Origin of the sequence: Pseudooceanicola nanhaiensis DSM 18065 (assembly GCF_000688295.1) — a bacterium.
GTDB lineage: Bacteria > Pseudomonadota > Alphaproteobacteria > Rhodobacterales > Rhodobacteraceae > Pseudooceanicola > Pseudooceanicola nanhaiensis.
The window spans coordinates 51,713-64,245 of record NZ_JHZF01000018.1; the positions used below are offsets into that span (position 1 = coordinate 51,713).

A 12,533-nucleotide genomic window follows, 5' to 3' on the forward strand; every position below is an offset into this window, starting at 1 on the left:
GTGACGCAGCGCGAGCAGGTTCGACGCCTGCGCGCGTGGATGGACGCCCAGGACGACGATACGACGATCATCCTGGCTGGGGATTTCAACCGGCAACTCCTGGAGGGGGCGGACAACATCCGGGCGGAGTTCTTCCCGAACGTGCCGCAGGGGCACATCCTGCCGGGTGCCGAGACGCGCGCGTGCTGGTCCTCCCTCGCGTTCGATTTTGGCCGATTGGGCGAGGAGGCCATGGCGAACAACCCGCGGTTCGAGGCCGAGGGTCTGCGCCCATGGCTCTACACGCCCCGCAGCAGCGCCGAGATCGACTTCTTCGTCGTGGAGAACCTCGCGGAAGGTGTCACGCTGACGGCAGATCAGATCGAGTTGACGGGCGACTACGTGTTCCGCGATCCCGGCGCCGCGCTGACCCGTTGTGATGGGAGCCTTCAGCCCTTCGCCGACGGGAAGGTCCTGACCTTTGCGGAAGCCTATCCGAGCGATCATTGTCCGATCGTGATGACCGTCTCGGAGTGGGCCAACGTCCTCAGAGAGTCTTGGCGGGCAGATTCTGGTCGGTGTGACGGTGGCCGCGATCGTGGGGATCGGCGGGTGGGTCCTGGGACGGGCGGCCGCCCCTGCGGAGCCGCCCTCCCTCGAGATCACCCCCGCGAGCGTCACGGCACAGGTTGGGCTCGACACCGAATTCAACGCGATTGGGGGTCCGGATGTGAGGACACTGACATGGCGTGTCGCGGGGCAACCGGTGGGCCGCTCGCATGTTGCGCAATGTGATGCCGTGGCCGCGCAACTCATGTGCAGGTTCCTGGTCCCCGGGACGTATTCGGTATCTGCCACGGCCACCGCCGCAAACGATTTGGAGGTCACGAGGCACAGTTCCGTCTCGGTGGTGTTCCCGGACAGGTACTACACAGTCTTCATCCAGAACCCGGATCGACAGGTGCGCAGCGATGCCTACAGGGTGTTGTTGCGTCGGATCGATTGGGCCAGGGTTCAGCAATCCATCACCCCCTTGATCCTGCTCTACGACCCGGACAAGGGCCGGAATGTGTTCGCAGCCGACACGGTCTTTGAGCCGGAGTTTGAGGGCGTGGACGTGTTGCAGGGCCTCAAGCTGCGGATTCCGAAGCTCACGGAACCGGCGCGAGGCCTCGTCGTCGGCCCACTGGAGGCTCTCGGGGTCACCGTCACCGAGATTCCCTATGCCGAGGCGATCCTGTCGATCGAACGGGGCGCGGTCGACGGCGGCTTCGTGACCCTTGGCGATCCTACGATCGATCTGCTCGACGCGGACCTCGAGGACATGCAGGCTGAGTAGCATACCAAGTGGCTTGATCCCTGATGTCCGCCACATGTCTTCCTAAGCCTTACGGCCTCCCCTGCTCGGCTGCGCGTGTCGCAGGGCAGAACGGCCCTTCGGTCCGTCGCGCATTCGGCCATGCGGCCTCACCGCGGCGCAGCACCTGGCATCCCGGTTTGCCCGTCTCGCGAGCAGGCCGTTCCCCGGCCGCTGCGCCGGATTACGCTCCGGTCTGTTTTGCGGGGCAAAACGATCCCGGCGCTCCATCCGTCTCCCGCGTCCGGTCGCGCCCTTTGCCTGCTCGCGTCGGGCAAACCTACCGTCAACACACACACATGAGTGCGGAAGCATATCCTCCGGATGGCCCCCAAATCAGCCCGCGTCAAGGATCGCAAAACTTTTCGGCGAGGCCGGCGGGTGTGGAGAAGGCAGTCCAGTGCTCGATGACGCGCCTGTGGTGAGCGATGCGCCCGGAAAACTTTTGCGCCCGGCGCGCCGGCGGCTTCGCCGTCCCTGACCCGGACAGATTCGGTGAACCAGACGTACGGCCATGCCACCACACTCACGTGGTGGTTCCCCGAACATCCGGAGACACCAACATGACATACGAGAACGCGAATGCCTACGAGACCATCGAACTTTTCGGCCTGACGGAGAAAGACGCGGAGCTGCCCATCCCCGAGGATCACGTCCTGACCGATAGCATCGTCCGCGAGACTTTCGAGGCCCTGCTTGGCCAGCTGCGCGGCACCGGTCTCGAGACCGAGATCGAACCGCTCGCGCACGGGCTCGCCACGATTCTGCAGCGCCGCAAGATCGCTCTGGGCAAGGAGCTTGACCGCACCGCTGACAAGATCGGCGCCCTGGCAAAATCCCATGACGGGTCGGAGATCGCCGAGACCGCGCTCGAAGAGGCGCAGGCCCGCTTCCTGCAGGTCCGCGAGATCGTCGGGGCCATCGAGGTGATGAGCGAGGCGGCGGCGGAATGCTACGAGGTCGAGACCGGCCACGCCTTCATCCCGGCCGCGGGATCGCGCGCCAGTGCTCGCGCTCAGGAGACCGGAGCGGTCTTCGAGGCCCGGCAGCTGCTGGAACAGCACGATCGCGAGACAGCCGCGAAGTCGAAGGTCGAGGGGGTTCCCCTGATCGTCTCGGGGGCGACCGACTGGACCGATATCGACGTCATCTTCACGACACTCGACAAGGTTCGCGAGCGCATCCGGCAGAACCGCAACCAGGAGATCTTCCTCTGCCACAAGGGTGGCAAGCACGGGGCCGAGATGATCGCCGCCCGGTGGGCTCGGGCGCGTGGCGTCGCGCAGGCGCGCTTCGATCCGCGCTGGTCCGCGCATGGGCGGGCGGCACCCTTCAAATGCAACGACGAGATGCTGGACGACAAGTTCGCCGCGACCGGGGTCGTGCTCTTCGGCGGCAACGGGGTCGCACTGAACCTCGGGCAGAAGGCGGAAGCCAAAGGCCTGACGGTGATGCGGGTCGCCGATCCGGCGAAGAAGACGGCAGACGCGTGAATGAGAGAGGGTCGCCTTTGGGCGGCCCTTTCGTCGTTTTCATCTGCCTGCCCGTAAACTGGCGGTCTCCTCCGCACAGTAAGCCAAGTCGCGGTGGAGGTATCGGCCTGAGGCCGATCGCGCATTCGGCCATGCGGCCTCACCACGGCGCAGCACCCGGCGTCCCGGTTTGCCCGTCTCGCGAGCACGTCGCGCCCCGGCCGCTCCACCGGATTACGCTCCGGTCTGTTTTGCGGGGCAAAACGATCCCGCCGCTCCATTCGTGTCCCGCGTCCGGGCAGCACCCTTTGCCTGCTCGCGTCGGGCAAACCTGTCGTTAATCACACACACATGAGTGCGGAAGCATATCCTCCGGATGGCCCCCGAACCCGTCCGCGTCAAGGATCGCAAAACTTTTCGGCTAGGGGGGCCGGGGAGGAGAGGGCGGTCCAGTGTTCGATGACGCCCCCGTGGTGGGCGATGCGCCCGGAAAACTTTTGCGCCCGGCACGCCGGCGGCTGCGCCGTCCCTGACCCGGACAGTTTCGGCAACCAGGCATTCGGCCATGCCACCACACTCACGTGGTGGTCCACGAACATCTGGAGATGAGATCATGACCGACGAGAACAAGACCGAGGACGACCTTTGCCGACACTGCGACCGCACAGGCACGTCGCAGCGCGGAACTTCCACCGGGAAAGACCATCACGATATTGGCGGCCATGTCGTCCCCTGCGTCGCCTGCGGGAAAGACGCGTTGCGGACCGATTGGGAGACTATCGATGGCGGGAGCGTCAATTTCCACTGGCGGGAGGCCTGTGCGCATTGTTCGCACCTCAGCGAGTCTCTCTTCGCCTGAACAGTACCTTTCATCGGGCGGCCCCGTCGCCCGGTGATCCCTCTCTCTAACCCTTCCACGCTCTCGACGACTGCGACACCATCCATAAGTGCAGCCCCGCCCGGCTAAGGCCGGGCGGGGCTGCTGCGCTCCTCAACTGTCTGTGGCCCCTCAGTCAGACGCAAATAACATGAAGGTCGGTGGTGATCGATCGTCGGTCATGCCGGGCCCCTGCCGGCGGTTGCACCGCCGTCACCGCGCTCGCAGGTTCCGGCCGTGCCGGCCTCCACCCGGAACACGAGGCCCCTGGACGTGCTGAGTGGCATACCCCGGCGGCGGTCTCCTGACGGAGCCAGCCGGCGGGGTTGCCCTCATGCGCGCCAGAAACCCCGCGATCCGCCCGTCCGGGTGCAGATCGCTGGGGCGGGCGCAGCGCATCGACCGCGCCGCCCGATGACGGCGACCCGTCCGGGCCGACAACTCTGCTGCCAGACCTGCGGCTGTATCACCGCCCCGGATCGCCACACAGGCGACGGGGAAGCCGAGCTTGAGGCAGACGATCGCGGTCGTGCCGATCGGGCGCACGCGAACCATCGCGCCGACGCGTTGGAAGCGGGGGCGGACCTGGTCACGTCTGACATAACTCGACAGGACCGATGGCGGCTGAGGAGCGGGGTGCACATTTGGGTCTCCCCTCTTTGCTCATAGATGTGGATCGCACGGGGTCGGGCGGTCCGTGCCCTCCGCTCACGCTCCGGCAAACACAAATACGGTTTCCACGCGCGGGGCGCGCGGACCCTCCGCATTTGTGTTTGCGGACCTCCCTTGCCCCCCGTGCCGGGTGATCCCCATCGCAAAAAGGAGAGACCCAAATGACCAACCACTACGTCGCCACCGTTCCCGTCAAGTTCACCGACAACGAAGGTCAGGAGCGCACCCGCTTCCAACGCGTCGGCGCGATGTTCCGCAACACTCGCAACGGGGACGGCTCGGAGTTCTTCAGCCTCAAACTCGACTTCCCCGTCGCGGTCCAGGAGCTGGTGATGTTCCCGCCGAGCGCGAAGGAACCGCAGGAATAGTCCGCCTCAAAGATGGGCCGCCCTAGGGGCGGCCCTTTCCCTGTTTCAGGGAAGGCTGCGCTGTACCCGGGAACCCCTGCCTTCGGCCGGCGTCCCCGGGAAGGCGTCAGGACCGCAAGCGGTCCTGACGGGGGATATCAGAGATCGCCTGGAACAGGTCTGCCGGCCAGCCTCAAGGGGGCCATCCGGAATAACAGTCGGGCTACGCCCGCCGGTTTTTCCGGCAGAGATTTGGGCCGAGCCAAATCTGGCCGCCCTTGACCCTGTCCGTCAGCCCCGTCGGTGGAGGGATGCGCCGCCCCTCGCTTCCGTCCGAACACGGGTCCGTGTTCGGCCAGACCCTCGGGCGCGGGCATGACAACGGGCGGCCGAGGTGCGGTTGGAGATGGTCGGGTTTTCTGGGCCCTTCGGGCCGGGCCTCGCACCTGCGGTGCTCGGCTCGAAGCGGAATTCAAGGTCGCCTGGGGGTGATCTACAATAATATTTCATTTACCGTGACATATAGTTTCGTATGATGAAAGCGACCTTGAATGAAGGTGGCAGGAAATAGGGGGACTTTCTTCGTATGAGCCGGACCAAGAGACTGACACAGACGGAGCGGGCGGAGATTATCCGTGAGGCCGGAGAAGGTGTGGGGACTTCCGTGCTCGCGGAGCGGTTCGGGGTCACCCCGCGGGCCATCCAGTACACGTTGAAGGCGGACGAAGAACGCCAGAAGGATGCGGCCGTGGCGACCGCCGCCGTGACGGTGAAGCTGACCCCTGACGAGCTTGGGGCGCTGGATGAGGTGCTGTCCGCGGCGGGGATCGAGACCCGCACGGAGGGGGTCCGGCGGCTGATCCAGGCGGCGGGGGGAACGTTCGTTCCGGACGCGAATCTGGCGGCTGAGATGGCGCGCTACCGGGCCTCCTTGCACGAGGTCGGCAACGGCGTCGTGCAAGTCGCCAAGCAGATGATGAAAGCCAGCCGGGAGGGGCAGGGGGAAGGCTCCGCGCCGAACGCAGAGTTGTCCGAACTGCGCCTCGTGCAGATGCGTGCGCTGGCGCGGTTCATCCTCGATTCCGCTGACGAGATCGACCTGCTTTTGCGCCGTCGTCGGGATGGGATGCGGCTCTCCGCCACTGCCGCTCTGAGGGAGTTCGCCCATGCGGCTGAATGATGCCGTCCATGACGTCACCGGAGAGATCTTCCGGGATGGCTGGAGCCGGATACGGGGCTCGATGCAAGGGCTGCAGGCGTCCCGGCAGAGGCAGCTCGTGCGCGCCGCTGCGGGGCATCGTGCGGCGGTCTTCAAGGCGATCCGGGGCGGGGGCACGCATACCAAATCGCAGCTGATAAACCAACTCGAATACCTCACCACGAAGTCCTCGCATATCGTGGACTCAAGCGGGTTTCTGGACGGGAAGACGATGCTCGAGGGATTGGAGATCAAGGACTTGACGGAGCGGTTCGCCAAGCGCTGGAGTGCGGGGTTCAAGCCCAAGCTCGGGCAGACGACCCACATGCTCATGTCCTATCCGATCGGCACCCGGGGCGAGGATGTGCGCGACATCACCGCCAATGTCGCGGAGCGGTTCTTTCAGTCCGACGAGGGGCATTTCGACTACATTATTGCCGTGCATGAGGACCGGGATCACCCGCACGCCCATATAGTATTGAACCGCCGCTCGCAGGAGGGCGAGTTCTTCTTCCTGGGCCGGGACCACCGGTTCAACTACGACGATTTCCGCCTCGGCATGGTCGAGGAAGCCGAGAAATTCGGCGTGCGTCTGGAGGCCACGCGGCGGCTCGACCGAGGTGTCGTGCACTACCCGCCGCGCGCCCGCGAGGTCTATGCGGCCAAGGTTGAGGGGCGGGCCGCGGAACCACGGCCACGGGTCGGGGCAGACTTGGATCGCGCTCTGGAAGAGATCGCCAATACACGGATCATCTATCACTCGCTCGCCGCCGAGGCCTCCGCGGACAACCGCGAAGATATCGCCGATGCGCTGTTCCGCTCGGGAGAGCTTCTGGCGAAGGGCGGCAAACTCACATCGGAAGGAGGCGTCTACATGGCAGAGGAGCAATCGTTCGAGGATCTGCGGACCCGTTATGCCGATCAGGTCGCGCGCGTCCAGGGCATGATCGATGCGAAGCCGGAGGCCGAACGGCCGAGGCTCGAGCGCAGCCTCAACGAGATCCAGTCGCGGCTCGCGCATATGCAGCCCTTGGGGCTCCGCTCCGTGACACTGACCGAAAAGCCGTCCGACGGCGGGGTCTATTCCGAGACGAATATCGATGCGGCCCGGCTCGACCGGTTGCGCGACCCCGAGGTGCGGGCGCAGGTCGACACCGCGCTGCGCGGAACCGGCATCAGTTCGTCCGTCGTCGTCGCGCGGATGGAGACGGGCGCGCAGAACGCGGCGCTCGAGCGGCAATGGATCGCTGACGATCTGGCGCGGGTGGCCGAGAGGGACGGTCTCAACCTCGAGCGCCGCGCGGATCTGGAGACGGCGCGCGAGACCCTCAACCGGGCCCATGTCCAGCTCGGCGTCGCGCTGGAGCGGGCAGGGGTCTTGCGTGAGGACGGTGTCGTGGAAGATCGCACCGTGACGGAGAGGGTCCATTATCATCGGGACGCCACTGAGGACATGGAGCGCGCCATCCGCCAGGACATGCGTTCGGAAGGTCTGACCGAAGACCAGATCGAGGCGCGGGAGTGGGAGATCGTCTCCCGCGCGGAGCGGCGTATCGAAGAAGAGCAACGCAGCTACCTCGATGCGCATCCCGAACTGCTCGCGCGCCCGGGCGAGGTGATCGACCGGTCCGAGCCCTACCGGGAGCGCATCACCGACGAGGCCCGGGCCCGCGAGATCACCCGCGAAGTCGACCGGATCATGGAAGGTCGCGACGCGCGGACCCCCGTTGCGGATGCCGTCACGGACGAGTTCCGCGCGCGCTATCCCGATATGCCGTCGCATCTCGCCCGCGGGCTTGGCGCGACCTATGCTTCCGTCACCGATCTGCGCGACACCGAGGCCCTCAACCAGGTCCGCCGCGACAACGAGTTGCGGGAGGTGGCGCTCGACCTGCGCGACGGGCGGCTTTCGGACGCGCGCGAGGGGGACGCTGTCGAGGGGGCACCGATCGCCGATCCGGACATCCGGCGGGTCGTCGACCATGAACGGGCCGGCAATCTGCAGTCGCCGTTCCAGGACGACGGTCAGCGACTGACCTACCGCGACGCCGTCGAGCGCGAGCTCGACGCGGCGCAGATCGACCGGCTGCGGGACGGGGATGTCGACGTGCTGAAGACCCAGATCGAAGACCGTCTCGATCGGCTCTACGCCGCGAAGACCTACCTGCAGTCGGACGCGGCCACCGCCAACAGCGAGGCGACCCGCGCCGTGGTCGAGGAGATCGCCGACCGCGAGTTCGAGCTCCACCGCGCCGATCTTGTCGATGGCGAGACCGAGCGCGGGGAGACGCACTGATGGGAGGAGTAGGGAAGGGCCGCCTCGCCCTCGGCGTCGCGCTGGTCACACTGGTCGCTATCGCGATCGGCTATGTCATCGCCTCGGCTGTCGTGACGTTCCGGGACCTGGGTTTCCGGGCCGAGATCGACTTCTTCTATATCGCCCAGAACTACCGCGCCATCGGGGCCGCCCGCCCCGATGATTTTCGCCTGATCAACCTGATCATGGGCGGGGCCGGGGTGGCGGGCCTCATGATGAGCCTGGCGATGTCGGGCTCGGCCCTGACCCGGTTCGGCTATACCCATTGGCAGACCCGCCGCGAGATGAAGCGGAACGGCTTCTTCGGCGCGCCGGGCACGGGTTTTGTCATCGGCAAGCTGGGCAAGCCCGGATCGCGTGCACCGTTCCTCTGCTCCCGGACCTTCCCGCATGCGCTGATCGTGGCCCCGACCGGTCGCGGCAAGACCACCGGTTTTGTCATCCCGAACCTCTTGACCTGGCAGGGCTCGGCGGTCGTTCTGGACGTGAAGGGCGAATGCTTCGAGGCCTCGGCCCGCCACCGGGCGGCACAGGGTGACGCGGTGTTCCGCTTCGCGCCCACGGATTGGGAGGACAGGCGCACGCATCGCTACAATCCACTCTTGCGCATCTATGAGCTTAAAGACCCGGCCCGCCAGCAGATGGAGCTGCAGCTCCTGGCCACGCTCTTCCTGCAGAACGACAACGACCGGGTGCAAGGTCTTTTGAAGGGCGGGATCGATCTCTTCGTCGCGGCCGGGCTACTCGCGTTCCAACGCCGCAGGCCGACGCTCGGCGAGATATACCGCATTGCCGCCTCGGGCGGGCAGAAGCAGAAGGAATATCTCGCGCGCGCCCATGAGGTCCAAAACGCCGCGGCGCGGCTGATCTTCACACGGCTGGCCTCGACCAACAACGATACGCTGACATCCTATGTCTCGCTCCTGATGACCTCGGGCCTCGATCAATGGCAGAACCCGGCGATCGACGATGCGACGGCGACCTCGGACTTCGACTTCCGGACGATCCGCAAGAAACCCTTCAGCGTCTACCTCGTCGTCCAGCCCCTCATGGTGAAACCCCTCGCACCTCTGATCCGGCTCTTCTTCTCGGACCTGCTGTCGGCGCTTCAGGACAAGGAACCGGGTCCGGACGAGCCCTGGCCGGTTATGATCATGCTCGACGAGTTCAACCGGCTCGGAAAGATGCCGATCGTGGCCGAGAGCATCGAGGTGCTGCGCGCCTATCGCGGGCATCTCGCGGTGGTGACCCAGACCATCCCGGCCATCGACGAGATCTACGGCGAGAACACGCGGCGCGCCTTGCAGGGCAACGCCGGGATCAAGCTCTACCTGACGCCCTCCGACGAGAAGACCGTCGAGGAGCTGAGCAAGGCGGTCGGCAAGACCACGAAAACCGTCGTCACGCGGTCCCGCGCGGTCGGGAAGAACCCGTTCGAGGGCCGCAGCCAATCGGAGCGGACGGAGGAGGTGTCGCTCCTGCCCGAGGATGAGGCGCGGCGCCTGCCGCTCGACGAGATCGTCGTCGTCGTGGACGCCCAGATGCCGGTCCGGGCCAAGCGCGTGGTGTATTTCGAGGACCCATTCTTCAAGGGCATCCATGCCGCCCAGGAGGGGGAGCTACCCTTCCCGACGGGGCCGGTCCCTCCGATGGGGGAATTGCCCCTGAGCGTCAGGGCGATGCCCACGGCGCCGCGGGGGTCAGGTCTCACGGAACGTGATTTCGAGGCCAGGATGGGGCTAACAGAAGGCGGAGGGATTGCACCCCTTGAGTCCGGTCCGGCTCAAGCGCCTCGGCGCGGCCGCGCCGCTGTTCTTGCGGATGATCAGCGGCAGATGGAGATGGAGTTCGGGCGGCAGGCAGATCTGGAGGTGGAGGCTGCGTCCGAAAACGACGTCGCCCGAGTTCAGGACGCCGTGAGTGATCTCGAGCGGTTGGAGGCGGAGATGTCCGGTTCGGAAGCAAACGTCAGCGAGACGGGCGAGAAATTCGGGCTTGGCTGAGCCGCCATGCGGGCGACACGAAAGCATGCCGCGATGGTGTCTTGTGGCCACGGCCTTGAGCCGACCATTGTCACGGGTGAAGAAAGCCAGGGTCGTCGCGCTCTGGTCGAGGGGCTCGCTCAATCGTCGCAGGGTCGATCTCACGCATCGTCAACTGGGCGTTCACCCTGCGGGCCGCGGGGCCCGCACGAAACCACTTCGCGGCGGAAGCCAGGTTAAAGCGCGGACGACGCTGCCCCTTTGCCGGCTTTGAGGCCTCGATCAGCACCTCGATCATCTCGTCAATGCGGTAGAGGCCACCGGCTACGGGAAGGGGCATTTTGCGCTGCTGCAGCGCCTGTCGCTTAACCTCGAGTTTCTCGGCGACATCCGCGAGAGACACCAGGTCGGGACGGACCTCGCGCAGGACTGTGCCCGCCGGCAGCGCCTTGATCAGCGCCCGCGCCGCTTCAAGGATCGCGCTTTCGGCCTCATCCCCCTCAATCTCCAGTTCCACACCCAGCAGACCGGCATGGCCAGTGCCCACGAGCGCATCTTCAAAGCCCGCCTCGAAGACCGCGTCAGAGAGCGCAAACGCATCGTGCTCCCCGTCGGGGAGCGCAAAGACCAGTTCGAATTCGAATTCTTCAGCCATCTGCTTTACCTTCGCCGTTCCTCTGAAGCTTCACGCAGGCCAGAGCCTTCTGTCGGATCCGCTTCGCGAACTGCTGCGGGTTCTTCGGGGTAGACCAGACTGACATCTGACAGAATTCACCGCAGCGGCATTCCTTATCGTTGGCCGGGCAACGGAGGATCCCCCACGCGTGCCCCTTGCCTTCAATAAGGTCCCATCCCAACTCTTCGAGCTCCTGGATGACAGCCTCGATTTCCTTTGACGTGTGCTTCTTCCTTGGCACCTTAGATACTCCACTCGCTTAAATTGTCAAGTGACAAGTTAAATTTTCAGCGAAAACATCGCTGCAATCTGCTGCCCGCCACCGGCAGATCCCCTTAGGAAGCTTGCAATCACGCGCTTCGATCTGAGAAGGGGATACAGGATCGGCGTCCCAGGCAGCAACACCGGCGCTGATGCGGTTCCGCCTGATCCTGTAGCAGTGTGCCGTCCCCAGACGCGGCACGACGCCACCAACGCAAAACCATTCACGCTGTTTGTCATGATCCCAGCAGGCAGCAAAGGTTTGGCCCGCGAACAGCCTGTGCCCGCCGGACATGCTACCTCCGGTAAGCGCTACCGCCGGCCCAGCCTGCTCAGCCGTGCCAGTTGCGCAAGCATCCGCGCGCCGGTGCCGGATGAGCCGCTGGAAGGTGCGGCCGGCGCGCCCCCCGCGGCATTCGGGCGGGTTGGGAGAGCCTGCACGCCGAGAAACTGCCTGGCCCGAAGCGCGGCATATTCGGCACCGGTCGCGCCACCGATGGCGTATCGGTTGTAGACCTGCTGGCTTCCTGCCAGGCCCCGGGCGAAAGCATAGCTTCCGCCAAAGCCTGCCGAGAGCGCAGGCATCATGATGTTTCCGGAGACCGACCGGACGATGAAAGGCGTGGCGATGATGAACCCCTTGGCCATGAGCACCATCATGAAGAAGGGCAGGAGGGCGCCGATGTTCGAAGCCCCCTCCGGATCACCCAGCTCGGCGAGCAGTGCGCGCGAGACCCCGGTGATCGTCGCGAAGACGCCTGCGATGACGATAGGGTAGATCGCGAAGGAGATCAGGGCGGAGAGCCAGCGCGCGAAATAATCCTTGGTCACCTCGAAGAGGGTCAGGAAGATCATCACCGGCGCGATCCCGATCAGAAGCGTGATCATGAGCCTGGAGGCGACGACGATGAAGGCGGCCAGCCCTCCGAGGATCGAGAGCAGGAGAACGCCGAGCGTGTCGAGAAGCGCGCCGGCCATCCAGTTCAGCTCGGACCCCGCAGCGTTCAGGTAATCCCCGAGCGCCGCTATGAGCTGATCGAACTCCTCCGCAAAGGTCCCCGACGGGCCTGGCGTCCCGCCGCCGACCGACGCGACCAGCGATCCGGCGATGCTGTCTATTCCGTTCAGGATGGCGGATGCGAGGGCGTTGAACTGGACCCAGTTCGTCGCGAATATGCCAATCAGGCCGATCTTCACGGCGAGCCAGAAGGCGGTCCGGCCGTCCATGGACCGGTATTGGTAGATCATGTTGAGACAGACGAGGATGATCACGAGCGTCGTCCCGAGGACCAGCATCGTTCCGACCGTGGCGGCCACGGCCCCGAACTGGGTCTCGGCCGCCGAGTCCAGATAGCCTTCGGCCGTTTCCACGAAATACGCGACGACGCTCATGAC

General features: G+C 65.3%; 11 protein-coding genes. 8 read left to right on the forward strand and 3 right to left on the reverse strand.

What is annotated here, in order from left to right; genetic code table 11:
- The 8 genes from Q344_RS0121070 (at position 1) to Q344_RS0121105 (ending at position 10,222) form a co-directional block, all read left to right on the forward strand.
- The gene (locus tag Q344_RS0121070; RefSeq protein WP_028288526.1) at positions 1–774 is read left to right on the forward strand and encodes an endonuclease/exonuclease/phosphatase family protein; all 774 of its coding nucleotides are present in this window, start codon (positions 1–3) and stop codon (positions 772–774) included.
- A gap of 4 nt (positions 775–778) precedes the next feature.
- The gene (locus tag Q344_RS0121075) at positions 779–1,318 is read left to right on the forward strand and encodes a hypothetical protein (protein ID WP_028288527.1); all 540 of its coding nucleotides are present in this window, start codon (positions 779–781) and stop codon (positions 1,316–1,318) included.
- 581 nt (positions 1,319–1,899) lie between these two features.
- Positions 1,900–2,829, forward strand: a complete 930-nt coding sequence (locus Q344_RS0121080) for a DUF2493 domain-containing protein (RefSeq protein ID WP_027264458.1) — start codon at positions 1,900–1,902, stop codon at positions 2,827–2,829.
- A 592-nt stretch (positions 2,830–3,421) separates the two neighbouring features.
- Positions 3,422–3,667 carry a hypothetical protein gene (locus tag Q344_RS0121085; RefSeq protein ID WP_027264457.1) on the forward strand — a complete coding sequence of 82 codons (246 nt, stop codon included), beginning with the start codon at positions 3,422–3,424 and terminating at the stop codon, positions 3,665–3,667.
- A gap of 851 nt (positions 3,668–4,518) precedes the next feature.
- Positions 4,519–4,725, forward strand: a complete 207-nt coding sequence (locus Q344_RS0121090; RefSeq protein WP_027264456.1) for a hypothetical protein — start codon at positions 4,519–4,521, stop codon at positions 4,723–4,725.
- 565 nt (positions 4,726–5,290) lie between these two features.
- The gene (locus tag Q344_RS0121095) at positions 5,291–5,884 is read left to right on the forward strand and encodes a hypothetical protein (protein ID WP_028288528.1); all 594 of its coding nucleotides are present in this window, start codon (positions 5,291–5,293) and stop codon (positions 5,882–5,884) included.
- A complete protein-coding gene (locus Q344_RS0121100) occupies positions 5,871–8,198 on the forward strand; it encodes a relaxase/mobilization nuclease domain-containing protein (RefSeq protein WP_028288529.1) in 2,328 nt (775 codons plus the stop codon). Before Q344_RS0121095 ends, Q344_RS0121100 begins: the two co-directional genes overlap by 14 nt.
- Entirely contained in the window at positions 8,198–10,222 is a 2,025-nt protein-coding gene (locus Q344_RS0121105) for a type IV secretory system conjugative DNA transfer family protein (RefSeq protein WP_028288530.1), read from the forward strand. The genes Q344_RS0121100 and Q344_RS0121105 overlap by 1 nt, the downstream gene beginning before the upstream one ends.
- A 70-nt stretch (positions 10,223–10,292) precedes the next feature.
- On the opposite strand, the gene Q344_RS25300 is transcribed toward Q344_RS0121105, so the two are convergent.
- The 3 genes from Q344_RS25300 to Q344_RS0121115 all read right to left on the reverse strand — a co-directional run bounded on the left by Q344_RS25300 (position 10,293) and on the right by Q344_RS0121115 (position 12,530).
- Positions 10,293–10,856, reverse strand: a complete 564-nt coding sequence (locus tag Q344_RS25300) for a hypothetical protein (protein ID WP_051630968.1) — start codon at positions 10,854–10,856, stop codon at positions 10,293–10,295.
- Positions 10,849–11,118 (reverse strand): hypothetical protein, encoded by a 270-nt coding sequence (locus Q344_RS25755; protein ID WP_084178533.1) that lies wholly within the window; start codon positions 11,116–11,118, stop codon positions 10,849–10,851. The genes Q344_RS25300 and Q344_RS25755 overlap by 8 nt, the downstream gene beginning before the upstream one ends.
- A 332-nt stretch (positions 11,119–11,450) precedes the next feature.
- Positions 11,451–12,530 (reverse strand): TrbL/VirB6 family protein, encoded by a 1,080-nt coding sequence (locus tag Q344_RS0121115; protein WP_028288531.1) that lies wholly within the window; start codon positions 12,528–12,530, stop codon positions 11,451–11,453.
- Positions 12,531–12,533: the final 3 nt, after the last annotated feature.

Bases quoted from the DNA above. Each gene is read 5' to 3' on its own strand.
- Q344_RS0121080 (WP_027264458.1), top strand. From the start codon at position 1,900: ATGACATACGAGAACGCGAATGCCTACGAGACCATCGAACTTTTCGGC.
- Q344_RS0121085 (WP_027264457.1), top strand. From the start codon at position 3,422: ATGACCGACGAGAACAAGACCGAGGACGACCTTTGCCGACACTGCGAC.
- Q344_RS0121090 (WP_027264456.1), top strand. From the start codon at position 4,519: ATGACCAACCACTACGTCGCCACCGTTCCCGTCAAGTTCACCGACAAC.
- Q344_RS0121095 (WP_028288528.1), top strand. From the start codon at position 5,291: ATGAGCCGGACCAAGAGACTGACACAGACGGAGCGGGCGGAGATTATC.
- Q344_RS0121100 (WP_028288529.1), top strand. From the start codon at position 5,871: ATGCGGCTGAATGATGCCGTCCATGACGTCACCGGAGAGATCTTCCGG.
- Q344_RS0121105 (WP_028288530.1), top strand. From the start codon at position 8,198: ATGGGAGGAGTAGGGAAGGGCCGCCTCGCCCTCGGCGTCGCGCTGGTC.
- Q344_RS25300 (WP_051630968.1), bottom strand. From the start codon at position 10,856: ATGGCTGAAGAATTCGAATTCGAACTGGTCTTTGCGCTCCCCGACGGG.
- Q344_RS0121115 (WP_028288531.1), bottom strand. From the start codon at position 12,530: ATGAGCGTCGTCGCGTATTTCGTGGAAACGGCCGAAGGCTATCTGGAC.